Source organism: Streptomyces sp. C10-9-1, from assembly GCF_024497955.1.
Lineage (GTDB): Bacteria > Actinomycetota > Actinomycetes > Streptomycetales > Streptomycetaceae > Streptomyces > Streptomyces sanyensis.
In genome coordinates this window covers 13,212-26,649 of the sequence record NZ_JANHKP010000010.1, presented here as the reverse complement: position 1 = coordinate 26,649, position 13,438 = coordinate 13,212, and the positions used below count along the sequence as shown (strand labels likewise).

The following is a 13,438-nucleotide window of genomic DNA, read 5'->3' as shown; positions in this document are numbered from 1 at the left end:
GTCGGCCCCGGCCGGGGTCCGCCCGGCCTCGCGGCGGCCCCGGCCGACCCGGCGGAGGCAGGAGGGGAGGGGCGCTCACGCGGTGCGCGCGGACTCCCGCTCCAGGCGCGTGCGCAGGTCCCCGGCGAACTCCTCGGCCCGGGACAGCTGCACGCGGAGCCGGTCGACCTGCTCGGCTGCCGCCCGCTCGTAGCCGCGTACCCGGGCCAGCAGCGCCGCACGCTCGTCGGGGGCGGGACCGCCCTCCGCGTCGAGGCGGTCGGTCGCGTCGAGCAGGTCGCGCATCTGGTCGAGGGTGAAGCCCAGGGGCTTCATGCGGCGGATGACCATGAGCCGCGCCACGTCGGTCTCCGTGTAGAGGCGGAAACCGCCCTGCGAGCGCGCCGAGGGCACCACCAGCGCGGCGTCCTCGTAGTGGCGGATGGTGCGCAGCGACAGCCCCGTACGTGCGGCGACCTCGCCGATCTGCATCCGCTGCCTGCCGTCCACGCGCCTGCTCCTCGGGTCGCCGCCTGCGCCGGACCGCCGTGCACGACCCGATCGATCCCTACCCTAACGTTAGGGTAGAGTTGCCGACGGCGGGTGCGGCCCCGGTCGCCGTGTGTCCCGCCCCTTCCGAGTCGGGGCCGACGCCGCCCCCGGTGACACCCCCGAAACCCCGCAGGAGAGCCGTGCGCGAGTCCATGACGCCCGGCGCCACCGCCTGCCCGCCGTGACGTCACGGCCGCGACGCACGGCGCCCGAGGGCGCCCCGTCCCCCTCCTGAGCACCGGTCCCTCCCCGGGGCCCTCCGCGAGGTGCCGTCCCGGCCCTCCGCGTCCCCCGCGCGCCCGACAGCCGAGCGGAGCGCCCGAGCACGACAGGAACGCCCTCCCTTGTCCTCTTCCGCTTCCGCTGTCTCCCCGGCCGGGCGGCTGCGCGCCCCCGACTGGCTGCGCGACCCCAAGGTGTGGCGCACCGAGGTCCTGGCCGGTCTGGTCGTCGCCCTCGCCCTGATACCGGAGGCGATCTCCTTCTCGATCATCGCGGGTGTGGACCCGGCGATCGGCCTGTTCGCCTCCTTCACGATGGCGGTCACCATCGCGGTCGTCGGCGGGCGGCGCGCCATGATCTCCGCGGCCACCGGGGCCGTCGCCCTGGTGATCGCCCCGCTCAACCGCGAGCACGGGCTCGGGTACCTGGTCGCCGCCGTCATCCTGGCCGGCGTCTTCCAGGTGGTCCTCGGAGCGCTGGGCGTGGCCAGGCTCATGCGCTTCATCCCGAGGTCGGTGATGGTCGGCTTCGTCAACTCCCTCGCCATCCTGATCTTCATGGCGCAGATCCCCGAGTTGACCGACGTGCCCTGGGCGGTGTACCCGCTGGTCGTCGGCGGCCTGGCCCTGATGGTGTTCTTCCCGAGGATCACCACCGTGGTCCCGGCGCCGCTCGTCTCGATCGTCATCCTCACCGTGATCACCGTGGGGGCGGCCATCGCCGTCCCGACCGTCGGGGACAAGGGCGAACTCCCCTCCTCCCTGCCGGTGCCGGGCCTGCCCGACGTGCCGTTCACCATGGACACCCTGACGACCGTCGCGCCGTACGCCTTCGCCATGGCGCTGGTGGGCCTGATGGAGTCGCTGATGACGGCCAAGCTGGTGGACGAGATCACCGACACCCACTCCAGCAAGACCCGCGAGTCCGTGGGCCAGGGCATCGCCAACATCGTCACCGGCTTCTTCGGGGGCATGGGCGGCTGCGCCATGATCGGCCAGACGATGATCAACGTGAAGGTCTCCGGAGCGCGGACCCGGCTGTCGACGTTCCTGGCCGGCGCCTTCCTGATGGTCCTGTGCGTCGTCTTCGGGCCCGTGGTCTCCGACATCCCGATGGCCGCGCTGGTGGCCGTGATGGTCATGGTGTCCTTCGCCACCTTCGACTGGCACTCCGTCGCGCCGGGGACCCTCAGGCGGATGCCCGCCGGGGAGATCGCCGTCATGGCGATCACGGTCGCCTGTGTGGTCGCCACCCACAACCTCGCGATCGGTGTCGTGGTGGGCTCCCTCACCGCCATGGTCGTCTTCGCCAAGAGGGTGGCCCACCTCGCCGAGGTCACCGCCGTGCTCGACCCCGACGGCAGCACGGTGGTCTACCGGGTCACCGGCGAGCTGTTCTTCGCCTCCTCCAACGACCTCGTCGGCCAGTTCGGCTACGCCACCGACCCCGACAAGGTCATCATCGACCTGTCCGCCGCGCACGTCTGGGACGCTTCGTCGGTGGCTGCGCTGGACGCCATCGAGACCAAGTACGCCCGGCACGGCAAGACCGTCGAGATCACGGGGCTCAACGACCCCAGCGCACGGCTCCACGACCGCCTCAGCGGGGAACTCGCCGCCGGCCACTGACCGGCCGCCCGGGCGGGGCGGGGCTCCCGGGAGCCCCGCCCCGCCCGCGCGCCGCGTGTCAGTCCGCGCGGCCCGTGGCCGCCATCCCCACGCCCAGCCCGATCATGGCCAGTCCGCCGGTGCCGCCGAGCAGCGCCAGCCTCCGGGGCGAGCGGGCGAACCAGGACCGCGCCGTCCCCGCCGCCAGGCCCCAGGCGCCGTCGCAGAGGGCCGCGATGACGGTGAAGACCAGGCCGAGCAGCAGCATCTGCGCCGCGGCGTGCCCCTGGCCGCGGTCGACGAACTGCGGCAGGACGGCCGCGAAGAAGACGATGGTCTTGGGGTTGGTCGCCCCGACCGCGAAGCCCTCCCAGAAGGTGCGCCGCCCGCGTGCGGGCGGCTGCGCCCCGGGGACGGCGGCCCGGATCCGGCCGCGCTCCCGCCAGGCCCGGATGCCGAGGTGGACCAGGTAGGCCGCACCGGCCAGGCGGAGGACGGTGTAGAGGGTCGCGGAGCGCTCCACCACGGAACCGACTCCCAGCGCCACCGCGAGCACCGGCACGCACACCCCGAGGGTGTTGCCGGCGACGGTGGTCAGCGCCGCACGCCGGCCGAGCGCCAGCGCCCGCCCCACCACGAACAGCACGCTCGGGCCCGGGATCGCGATCAGCACGAAGGACACGGCGGCGAAGGCGAGGACGCGGTCACTGGAGGGCACGGCGTCATGCAAGCACGTGCGGGCGGGCCCGTTCCAGTGGTTTGCGCGCCCCCGCCCCGCCGGCCGCCGCGGAGCGTCCCCCGCCCGGGCCGCGCCCCTGCCGACGCCCCGCCGCCGTCTCGGGCGGTCCCCGGGGCCGCCCCGCACGCCCGCCCGGCATCCCCTCGCGGCGGGCCGCCCCGCCCCGTGGGCGCGTGCGCCCCCGAACCCGTGCCCGGTGGACTGCGTCGCTGGTCAGGGCCCTGAGCCCGGCAACACGGGGGCACTGGACGCCCCCGCCGCCACGCGGGTTAGCATATGAGCGCCACCTAGCTCGAAAGAGAAGACTTGTGACTGTCAACGACGACTCGTTCACCAACTGGATGCACCGCGAGGAGATCGCGGAGTCGATGATCCCGATCATCGGGAAGCTGCACCGCGAACAGGACGTCACCGTCCTGGTCCACAGCCGCTCCCTGGTGAACAAGTCGGTGGTGAGCATCCTCAAGACCCACCGCTTCGCCCGGCAGATCGCCGGCGAGGAGCTGTCGGTCACCGAGACCATGCCCTTCCTCAGGGCGCTCACCACGCTCGACCTGGGCCCCTCCCAGATCGACATCGGCATGCTGGCGGCCACCTACCGCGCCGACGGGCGCGGTCTGAGCGTCGAGGAGTTCACCGCCGAGGCCGTCGCCGGTGCCACGGGCGAGAACAAGATCGAGCGCCGCGACGCCCGCGACGTCGTGCTCTACGGCTTCGGGCGCATCGGCCGCCTCGTCGCCCGCCTGCTGATCGAGAAGGCCGGCTCCGGCAACGGCCTGCGGCTGCGGGCCATCGTCGTGCGCCGCGGCGGGGAACAGGACATCGTCAAGCGCGCCTCCCTGCTGCGCCGCGACTCCATCCACGGCCAGTTCCAGGGCACCATCACCGTCGACGAGGCGAACAGCACGATCATCGCCAACGGCAACGAGATCAAGGTGATCTACGCCGGCGACCCGTCCGAGCTGGACTACACGGACTACGGCATCAAGGACGCCATCCTCATCGACAACACCGGCAAGTGGCGCGACCGCGCGGGCCTGTCGCAGCACCTGCGCCCGGGCATCGACAAGGTCGTCCTCACCGCTCCCGGCAAGGGCGACGTGCCGAACATCGTGCACGGGGTCAACCACGACACGATCAAGCCCGACGACCGGGTCCTGTCCTGCGCCTCCTGCACCACCAACGCCATCGTCCCGCCGCTGAAGGCGATGGACGACGAGTACGGGGTGCTGCGCGGCCACGTGGAGACCGTGCACTCGTTCACCAACGACCAGAACCTGCTGGACAACTACCACAAGGCCGACCGCCGCGGCCGCTCCGCGCCCCTGAACATGGTCATCACCGAGACCGGTGCCGCCTCCGCCGTCGCCAAGGCGCTGCCCGAGCTGAAGGCCCCGATCACCGGCAGCTCCATCCGCGTGCCGGTGCCCGACGTCTCGATCGCCATCCTCAGCCTGCGGCTCGGACGCGAGACCACCCGCGAGGAGGTCCTCGACCACCTGCGCAAGGTCTCGCTCACCTCGCCGCTCAAGCGCCAGATCGACTTCATCAGCGCCCCCGACGCCGTCTCCAGCGACTTCATCGGCTCCCGCCACGCCTCGATCGTCGACGCGGGCGCCACCAAGGTCGACGGGGACAACGCCATCCTCTACCTCTGGTACGACAACGAGTTCGGCTACTCGTGCCAGGTCATCCGGGTCGTCCAGCACGTCTCCGGGGTGGAGTACCCGACCTACCCGGCCCCGGTGGCCTGACCGGCGGGGACTCCGCGCCCCGGCCCGGCGCCCGGCCCCCCGCGAAGGGGGCCGGGCGCCGGGCCCGTTCCCGTCCGCTCCCGGGGTGCCGCGGGCCCGCCGGGGGCGGGGCCGCGCCGCGCCGCCCCGGCCCTCAGAGCGTCTCGCCCAGCGAGTCCGCCAGCCGACGCCGCGCCGTCCGCGTCGCCGGGACCACTGCGGCCGCCGCGGCCCCCAGAACGGCCGCCGCCGCGACGGCGGCCAGCACCGGAACCGGCGGCACCTGGGCGATGCCCGCGCCGATGCCGCTGCTGCGCGCCTGTGCGTCCACCAGCCACCGCCCGGCGAGCGCACCCGCGACCGTGCCCACCGCCGCGGAGGCCAGTGCCGTCCACGCCGCAGCGGTCACGATCACCCCGCCGATCTGCCGGGGTGTCAGCCCGATGGCCTTCAGCGCCAGCAGATCCCGCCCGCGGTCGCGCACGCCCGTGCCGATCAGCGTGAGCAGCTCGATGAAGCCGATCAGGGCCAGTACCGCGATCAGCGCGGTGATCACGACACGGGCCGGCTCCAGGCCCTGCGAGGGGTCCGGCGTCTCCCGGACCTCCAGCACGCCGTCCGCCGCCGAGCCCAGGCGCTCCGCGACCTCCCGCCGGTCCGCGTCCGGGCGCAGCACCAGCGCGTGGAACTCCGGGCGCAGGGAGCCGTCCCGTTCCCGCAGCGTGTCCACCGTCGTGGTCACCACCCGGCCCGCGGCGTCCGGCTCGATGCTGCGCCCGACGACGTGCAGCAGCTGCGGCCGCCCGTCGACCGTCATCCGCACCCAGTCGCCGACCCGGATGCCCAGCAGGTCCAGCAGGCCCTGTCCGGCCACGGCCTCGTCGGGGCCGTCGGGCAGCCGCCCCTCGGCGACGGCCGAGGGGAACGGGGCGGCCGCGGTCCCCAGACCGCGCAGGGCGATGGTCCCGGTCTGCCCGGGCACCAGGGCGGCCAGTTCCGCACCCGGGTAGGCGGCGGCGATCTGGGGGACCGACGCGAGCAGCCGGTCCAGCTCGTCCTGCGAGGGCCCCCCGGGCTGCGCCGCCCGGACGGTCAGCGCCGCGGGCAGCCCGACGCGCTCCGGCCGGTCCCGGAAGCCGTCCAGCGTGGACCACGCGACCAGCCCCACGGAGACCAGGGCCAGCGGCAGGGCCAGCCGGGCCACCGGCAGCAGGGTGCGGGCCCGCCGCGGGAAGGCGGCGCGCCACCCGAGGACCAGCGCGGGCGGTACCCCGAGTCCCAGGGCACGCCGGCCGAGGGCGGTCATGGGGGCCGCGGTGGGCAGCGCCGACCGGGCCACGGGCACCGGCGGCACCCGGCCCGCCCGCCAGGCGGCCAGCGCCGTCGCCGCGGCGATCAGCAGGACGGCACCGGCGGGTACGCCCGCCATCACCGCGGCGTACCCGGGCAGCCCCTGCCAGGCCGAGACCGCCTCACCGATCCGCCCCGGTATCCGCGACCCGGCGAGCGCGATGGCCGCGGTACCGAGGGCGACGCCCAGCAGGGCGAAGGCCAGGTGCTCGACGAGGAAGGCCCGGACCACCTGCCCCGGCGTGAAGCCGACCGCCTTGACGATCGCGATGTCCCTGAGCTGGGCCCGTACCCGGGCGGCGACGGCCCCGGAGGCGGCCAGCGCCGCGGCCAGCAGCGCACCCACTCCGAACACCGCGAAGAGCTGCCCGAGCAGCCGGTCGTCGCCGCCCGCCTCGGCCCGGGCCTGCTGCCACTTGGCCACCTGGGAGACCCGGTCGGCTCCCAGCAGGGTGACCGCCCGCTGGACGGTGAAGTCGGTGTCCCCGGGGTCCACGAGCCTCAGACCGACGGCCTCGTCCCGTGCCCCGGGCGCGATCCGCTCCAGCAGCGCGGGCGGCACCCAGCCGATACCCGGCTCGCCCCCGGGCCGGTAGCGCCGCTCCGCGGTGTCCGCCACACCCGCGACGCGGAGCGCCAGAGCGGCCCCGCCGGGCCCGGTCACGGTCAGGGTGTCGCCCGGGGAGGCCCACAGCGCGCGGGCGAGAGCGGCCTCCAGGACGATCTCGTCCGCCGCACCCCCCGCGCCGAGCCAGGAGCCCTCGACGACCAGGGGGCGGGCGGTCGCCGGCGGGCCGGACCCGGCCGCCCGCAGTTCGAGAGCGGCCCGGGCGCCCCGCGCCTCGGCCGTCGCCCCGGCCGTCCGGTACGGACCCGACACCGACTCCACCCCGTCCAGCCGGGACAGCGCCCCGGCCTCGGCACCGCCGCGGGTGTGCAGCCAGACGTGGGCGCCGCGCGACTCGTTGAACACCCGCTGCCAGGGGTTCGCCGCATAGCCGAGCAGAGCCCCGGCCAGGAGCAGCGAGGCGATGATCCCGGCACTCGCGAGCACGGCGAAGAGCGCCTCGCCGCGGTGCGCGCGGACATCGGCGCGCGCCCAGCGCAGTGTCGCCCGCACGCTCACTCCTTCAGTTCGAGCACGCCGGACACCCCGCGGCGCCCCTCTCGGCGGGAGCCGCCCAGCGGGGCGTCGTCGGCGACCTGCCCGTCGAAGAAGCTGATCACGCGGTCCGCCGCACTGGCCGTGCGCGCGTCGTGGGTCACCATGAGGATCGTCTGGCCGCGCTCGTGGAACCGGCCGAGCAGGCGCAGCACCTCCCGGGTGCCCTTGCTGTCGAGGCTGCCGGCCGGCTCGTCGGCCAGCAGCAGCGCGGGATGGTTGACGAGGGCGCGGGCCAGGGCGACGCGCTGCTGCTCGCCGCCCGACAGCTCGCCCGGCATGGAGCGCTCGCGGCCCTCCAGGCCCAGCTCGGCCAGCAGCTCGGCCCGCGAGGCCCGGGCGTCGCCGGCGGGCACCCCGGCGAGGAGCGCCGGGAGCTCCACGTTGTCGGCGACCGTGAGGTTGGAGACCAGGTTGAAGAACTGGAAGACGATGCCGATGCGCCGACGGCGCAGCAGGGCCCAGCGGGCCTCCCCGTAGGCGTCCACCCGCTCGCCGTCCAGCCACAGTCCGCCCGAGTCGGGACGCTGGAGTCCGCCGACGAGGTGCAGCAGGGTGGACTTGCCGGCACCGGACGGCCCGGTCACGGCCACGAACTCCCCGGGCTCCACGGTCAGGTCGACCCCGCGCACCGCGTGCACCGGGGCGGTGCCCTCGCCGCGGTGCGTCTTGACGAGCTGCTCCGCCCGCACCAGAGGGGCGGGGACCCGCCCGGCGGCGGCCCCCTGCGCGCCGCCGGGGGCGGAGGGGGTGCGCAGGGCCGCACGGACACGCGCCCACCGGCCGGTCCGGCGGTCGCCGGTGGGCGCCCTCTCGCTCATTCCAGCTCCTCCTGACAGCGTTCGAGCCAGTCCAGATCCGCCTGAAGGTGCAGCATGGCGCCCTCGATCAGGAGCTGGGAGACCTTGTTGTCCCGGTCCTCGGAGGCCGCGAGCCTCGACAGCTCCCGCATGGTGTTCAGGTACTGCCTCCGCTGCCGGTTGATCAGCGCGATCGGGTCGGCCAGCCCGGACTCCGGTGCGAGGGCGAGCTTCATGAAGAACTCGTCGCGGACCCGGGGTTCGTCGGCGGTCTGCTCGAACCAGGCCAGCACGGCCTCGCGCCCGGCGTCGGTGAGCCGGTAGGTGCGCTTGTTGGGGCGGCCCGACTGCTCGACGTCCACGCCGTCGATCAGGCCGCTCTTCTCCAGCCGGCCGAGCGTCACGTAGACCTGGCCGATGTTCGGCTGAGGGTACGCGGCGCCCAGCAGCTTCTCAAGGTCCTGCTTCAGCTCGTAGCCGTGCGCCGGCCCGCGGGTGAGGAGCGCCAGGAGCGGCAGCCGCACGCCCGCCCCCTCTCTCCCGCTCCGTCGCTTGCGTATCGGTCCGGCAACAGCTCGGTCTGCGGGCCGCCGGCCCCCGGTGCCGGGCGTCTAGTATCGCCCATGCCCCGCGGGCGTGGACGGGCCGCGACGACCGGCGGTGCAGCCGGGTCGTGCACAGGGAGGAACCTATGCGGTGGATGCGTGCCGCGGGTAGGGGCCTCCTGGTCGCGGCCCTCGTGCTGGCGGCGCACGCGGGTGCCCCCGGACCCGGGCGGGATGCGGCGCAGGCCCCGGGGCGAGGCCCCATGACGCTGGTGACGGCCGGAGACCTGACGGGCTACCTCCCCCCGCTGCTGCGGGAGTGGAACGAGGAGCACCCCGGCGAGAAGGTCACGCTGGTCGAGCTGCCCGAGTCGGCCGACGAGACCCGTGCCCAGATGATCAGCGAACTCCGCTCGGGCAGCGACCGCTTCGACGTGCTCAACATCGACGTGGCCTGGACCTCGGAGTTCGCCGCGGCCGGATGGATAGCACCGCTGGAGCGCGGGCGCTTCCCGCTGGACTCCTTCCTGAGCCCCGTCGTGGACACCGCCACGTTCGACGGCCGGCTCTACGCCGTGCCCTATGTGACCAACGCCGGGCTGCTCTACTACCGCAGTGACGTGCTGCGGCGCGAAGGGCTCGAACCGCCCCGGACCTGGGCCGAACTCGAGCACCAGGCGCGCACCGTCGCACCCCGCCACGGGCTGGGCGGCTACGCCGGGCAGTTCCTGCCCTACGAGGGGCTCACCGTCAACGCCGTCGAGGCGGTGCACTCCGCGGGCGGCTCGATCCTGCGGGACGACGGCGAGCGGGTGAGCGTCGGCTCGGTGGAGGCCCGCCGGGCGCTGGACTTCCTGGCCGGGGGAGTACGCGAGGGCTGGATACCGCGGGAGTCCCTCGGCTGGAAGGAGGAGGAGTCCCGCCGGGCCTTCCAGGAGGGGCGGCTGCTGTTCCTGCGCAACTGGCCCTACGTGTACCGCGAGGCGGCCGCGCCGGGCTCCGCGGTGGCGGGCCGCTTCGGCGCCGTCCCGCTGCCGGGGCCCGGCGGCCCGGGCACCAGCGTCCTCGGCGGGTCGAACCTGGCGGTGAGCTCCCACTCCCGGTACCCGGCCTCCGCCGCCGACCTGATCACGCACCTCACCGGCGAGGAGGTGCAGCGCCGGGTCCTGACCGAGGGGGGTCTGCCGCCGGTGCGCGCGGCGCTCTACCGCGATCCCGCCCTCGTCCGCGACCACCCCTATCTGCCGACGCTGCGCCAGAGCGTGCTCTCGGCCGTACCGCGGCCCAAGAGCCCCCGGTACGACCAGGTGAGCCTCGCGGTGCAGGCCGTGGTGCAGGACGTCCTGGCCCTGCGGCAGACCTCCGGCGAGGCGGTGCCGAGACTGGTGCGCGAGCTCGCCGCGATCTCCAAAGGTAGCTGAGCCCATCAGCGCTCCTCTCTGACAGTCGCTACTTACATGTTAAGTAGCGACTTCTTCATTTCACCCCTCCGAGAATCCCTCATATCAGGGTAAACCACCCAGTCTTGCCCCGGATTCTGCGCACATCGTTGACACCTTCACGTCATGGCTACTTAACATGCATGCATAACGCCGCGCCTGATCGAGGCGCCCTCGCATCCAGCAGAAACAGGTCGACGCGAGATGCTCACCACCCTTGCGGCCGCAGGCCGCCCCTCCCCGACCGCGCCCGGCTCCGGCAGCTGGTGGCGCGACGCGGTCATCTACCAGGTCTACGTCCGCAGCTTCCTCGACAGCACCGGGGACGGCATCGGCGATCTGGCCGGCGTCCGCGCAGGACTGCCCTACCTCCGGAAGCTCGGCGTCGACGGCATCTGGCTCAGCCCGTTCTACCCCTCGCCCCAGCACGACCACGGCTACGACGTCGCCGACTACTGCGGCGTCGACCCCCTCTACGGCGACCTCGCCGAGTTCGACCGCCTGGTCGCCGACGCCCACCGCCTCGGCCTGAAGGTCCTGCTCGACATCGTCCCCAACCACTGCTCCAGCGAGCACCCCTGGTTCCGCGAGGCGCTCGCCTCGCCCCCCGGCAGCCCCGCGCGCTCCCGTTTCCACTTCGCCCCCGGACGCGGCCCCGACGGCGGCGAGCCCCCGAACAACTGGCGCGCCATGTTCGGCGGACCGGCCTGGAGCCGCACCACCACCGCCGACGGCGGCCCCGGGGAGTGGTACCTGCACCTGTTCACCCCCGAGCAGCCCGACCTCAACTGGCGCGACCCCCGCGTCGGCGACGACTTCGAGGAGGTGCTGCGCTTCTGGCTCGACCGTGGCGCGGACGGCTTCCGCATCGACGTGGCCGCCGGCCTGTTCAAGCACCCCGGGCTGCCCGACTCCGACGACCCCGGGGCCGACGAGCGCACCCGGGACTCCGTCAACCCCCTCGCCTGGAACCAGCCCGAGGTCCACGGGGTCTGGCGCCGCTGGCGCGCCGTGTGCGAGGAGTACACCGCCCGCGACGGACACGAGCGGCTGCTGGTCGGCGAGGTCTCCGTCCCCACCGCCCGCGAACACGCCGACTACGTCCGCGCCGACGAGCTCCACCAGGCGTTCTTCTTCGACCTGCTCAGCGCCCCCTGGGACGCCGCCGCCTTCCGGGGCGTCATCGACGAGGCCGTCCGCGACATCGCCGGCACCGGCTCCACCGTCACCTGGGTCCTCAACAACCACGACCAGGTGCGCACCGTCACCCGCTACGCCGGGGAGCCCGGTGTCGAGGCGAGCGGCCTCGGCTCGGCACGGGCCCGCGCGGCGGCCCTGCTGATGCTGGCCCTGCCCGGTGCCGCCTACGTCTACCAGGGCGAGGAGCTCGGCTTGCCGGAGGTGCTCGACCTGCCCGACGAGGTCCTCACCGACCCGATCTTCCGGCGCACCGGCAGCCGCAAGCACATCCGCGACGGGTGCCGCGTCCCGCTGCCCTGGTCCGGCCACGCGTCCCCGTTCGGCTTCAGCCAGGGCGAGGCCGGAGCGAGGCCCTGGCTGCCGCAGCCCGAGTGGTTCGCCGCGCACGCCACCGACCGGGCCCTGGCCGACACCCGCTCCTTCTGGCACCTCTACCGCGAGGGACTCCAGTTGCGCCGGTGCCTGCCGCAGCTCGGCGAAGGCACGCTCCGCTGGCTGGACGCCCCGCCGGGGGTCCTCGCCATGACCCGGGGCGACGGCCTGGTCTGCGCCGTCAACTTCGGCACCGACCCCGTACCCGCCCCCGCCGCCGGGACCCCGCTGCTGTCCAGCGGGCCCTGCCCCGACGGCACCCTGCCCGGCTCCACCGCCGCCTGGTGGGCCGCCGACCACTCCTGACGGCCCCGGTCCCGCGCGGAACCCGACCCCGCGCGGACCCCGACCCCGCCCCGAGACCGACCACCCGACAGCACCCCGGAAGGACCCACCATGCGACGACCCTCCGCCACACCCCGCCGCGCCGCCGCGGCGTCCGCGGCAGTCCTCACCCTGGCCCTCACCGCCACCGCCTGCGGCGGCGACGCGGCTCCCGCCTCCGGCGGCGAACTCGACGGCACGACCGTCACGGTCGCCGGCGTGTGGACCGGCAGCGAGCAGAAGAACTTCACCAAGGTGCTCGACGCCTTCAGCGAGAAGACCGGAGCCAAGACCGTCTTCGTGCCCTCCGGCGACAACGTCTCGACCTTCGTCGGCTCCAAGATCGAGGGCGGCAACGCCCCGGACGTCGTGATGGTCCCCCAGGTCGGCGTGCTGAAGCAGTTCGCCGAGCAGGGCTGGCTCCTGCCCCTGTCCGAGAAGACGGAGCAGGCCGCGGACTCCGGCTTCGCCCCGGTCTGGAAGGACTACGGCACCGTCGGGGGCACCTACTACGGCCTCTACTTCAAGGCCGCCCACAAGTCGACGGTCTGGTACGACCCCGAGGCCTTCACCCAGGCCGGCGTCTCCGAGCCCACCAGCTTCGAGGAGCTGCTCACCACCGGGCGCACCCTCGCCGACTCCGGCCGCCCCGCCTTCGCGATAGCGGGCCAGGACGGCTGGACGCTCACCGACTGGTTCGAGAACATCTACCTCTCCCAGGCGGGCCCGGAGAAGTACGACCGGCTGGCCCGGCACGAGATCCCCTGGACCGACGCGAGCGTCGTGCGGGCCCTGACCACCCTCGGCGAGGTCTTCGGCGACGAGCAGCTGGTCGCGGGCGGCGCCCAGGGCGCCCTGCGCACCGACTTCCCGGGCTCCGTCGAGCAGGTCTTCGGCCCCCGGCCGAGCGCGGGCATGGTGTACGAGGGGGACTTCGTCGGAGGCGTCGCCCGCGACGAGTTCGGACGGTCGCCCGGTGAGGACGCCCTCTTCTTCCCCTTCCCCGCCGTCGACGGCGGCAAGGCCCCCGTGGTCAGCGGCGGGGACGCGGCCGTGGTGCTGAAGGAAGGCAGGAACGCCGACGCGGGGATGAAACTCCTGGAGTTCCTCGCCACCCCCGAGGCCGCCGAGGTCTGGGCCGAGGCGGGCGGCTTCCTGTCGCCCCACAAGGAGGTCGGCCTCGGGGCCTACGCCGACGAGACGGCCCGCCAGACCGCCGAGTCCCTCGTCGCCGCGGGCGACACCGTCCGCTTCGACATGTCGGACCAGGCCCCGGCCGCCTTCGGCGGCACCAAGGGCGCGGGGGAGTGGAAGATCCTCCAGGACTTCCTGCGCGACCCCTCCGACCCGGCCGCCACGGCCGCCTCGCTGGAGGCGGCAGCCGCCAAGGCGTACAAGGACTGAGGCACCCGCG

At 74.2% G+C, this 13,438-nt stretch carries 10 protein-coding genes; 5 read left to right on the top strand and 5 right to left on the bottom strand.

The features are described 5' to 3' along the window. Positions 1 to 75: 75 nt before the first annotated feature. Complete coding sequence (locus NPS70_RS15635) at positions 76 to 471, bottom strand: MerR family transcriptional regulator (RefSeq protein ID WP_305885953.1); 396 nt, start codon at positions 469 to 471, stop codon at positions 76 to 78. A gap of 404 nt (positions 472 to 875) precedes the next feature. Between NPS70_RS15635 and NPS70_RS15630 the strand changes: the two genes are divergently transcribed. Beyond that, entirely contained in the window at positions 876 to 2,381 is a 1,506-nt protein-coding gene (locus tag NPS70_RS15630; protein ID WP_256524867.1) for a SulP family inorganic anion transporter, read from the top strand. 58 nt (positions 2,382 to 2,439) lie between these two features. Here NPS70_RS15630 and NPS70_RS15625 read toward each other — a convergent pair whose 3' ends face one another. Continuing rightward, entirely contained in the window at positions 2,440 to 3,078 is a 639-nt protein-coding gene (locus NPS70_RS15625; RefSeq protein WP_256524866.1) for a LysE family translocator, read from the bottom strand. Positions 3,079 to 3,407: 329 nt separating this feature from the next. On the opposite strand from NPS70_RS15625, the gene NPS70_RS15620 reads away from it, so the two are divergent. Then, positions 3,408 to 4,853: a glyceraldehyde-3-phosphate dehydrogenase gene (locus NPS70_RS15620; protein ID WP_256524865.1), complete on the top strand. Its 1,446-nt coding sequence runs from the start codon at positions 3,408 to 3,410 to the stop codon at positions 4,851 to 4,853. A gap of 133 nt (positions 4,854 to 4,986) precedes the next feature. Here the strand turns inward: NPS70_RS15620 and NPS70_RS15615 are convergent, their stop codons facing one another. The 3 genes from NPS70_RS15615 to NPS70_RS15605 are packed head-to-tail and all read right to left on the bottom strand — an operon-like array spanning position 4,987 to position 8,668. After that, on the bottom strand, positions 4,987 to 7,302 hold the full coding sequence (locus tag NPS70_RS15615) for an FtsX-like permease family protein (protein ID WP_256524864.1): 2,316 nt from the start codon (positions 7,300 to 7,302) through the stop codon (positions 4,987 to 4,989). A 2-nt stretch (positions 7,303 to 7,304) separates the two neighbouring features. Next, positions 7,305 to 8,165 (bottom strand): ABC transporter ATP-binding protein, encoded by an 861-nt coding sequence (locus tag NPS70_RS15610; RefSeq protein ID WP_256524863.1) that lies wholly within the window; start codon positions 8,163 to 8,165, stop codon positions 7,305 to 7,307. Beyond that, positions 8,162 to 8,668 (bottom strand): PadR family transcriptional regulator, encoded by a 507-nt coding sequence (locus tag NPS70_RS15605; protein ID WP_256524862.1) that lies wholly within the window; start codon positions 8,666 to 8,668, stop codon positions 8,162 to 8,164. The genes NPS70_RS15610 and NPS70_RS15605 overlap by 4 nt, the downstream gene beginning before the upstream one ends. 167 nt (positions 8,669 to 8,835) lie before the next feature. On the opposite strand from NPS70_RS15605, the gene NPS70_RS15600 reads away from it, so the two are divergent. From NPS70_RS15600 to NPS70_RS15590, 3 genes are all read left to right on the top strand, one after another. Continuing rightward, positions 8,836 to 10,110, top strand: coding sequence for an ABC transporter substrate-binding protein (locus NPS70_RS15600; protein ID WP_256524861.1), 1,275 nt, complete (start codon positions 8,836 to 8,838; stop codon positions 10,108 to 10,110). Positions 10,111 to 10,332: 222 nt separating this feature from the next. After that, the gene (locus NPS70_RS15595) at positions 10,333 to 12,006 is read left to right on the top strand and encodes a glycoside hydrolase family 13 protein (RefSeq protein ID WP_256524860.1); all 1,674 of its coding nucleotides are present in this window, start codon (positions 10,333 to 10,335) and stop codon (positions 12,004 to 12,006) included. A gap of 90 nt (positions 12,007 to 12,096) precedes the next feature. Then, positions 12,097 to 13,428, top strand: a complete 1,332-nt coding sequence (locus NPS70_RS15590) for an ABC transporter substrate-binding protein (protein WP_256524859.1) — start codon at positions 12,097 to 12,099, stop codon at positions 13,426 to 13,428. Positions 13,429 to 13,438: the final 10 nt, after the last annotated feature.

What these genes read in the sequence shown, in the direction of transcription:
- NPS70_RS15635 (WP_305885953.1), bottom strand. Translation starts at nt 471, where the DNA reads ATGCAGATCGGCGAGGTCGCCGCACGTACGGGGCTGTCGCTGCGCACC.
- NPS70_RS15610 (WP_256524863.1), bottom strand. Translation starts at nt 8,165, where the DNA reads ATGAGCGAGAGGGCGCCCACCGGCGACCGCCGGACCGGCCGGTGGGCG.
- NPS70_RS15600 (WP_256524861.1), top strand. Translation starts at nt 8,836, where the DNA reads ATGCGGTGGATGCGTGCCGCGGGTAGGGGCCTCCTGGTCGCGGCCCTC.
- NPS70_RS15595 (WP_256524860.1), top strand. Translation starts at nt 10,333, where the DNA reads ATGCTCACCACCCTTGCGGCCGCAGGCCGCCCCTCCCCGACCGCGCCC.
- NPS70_RS15590 (WP_256524859.1), top strand. Translation starts at nt 12,097, where the DNA reads ATGCGACGACCCTCCGCCACACCCCGCCGCGCCGCCGCGGCGTCCGCG.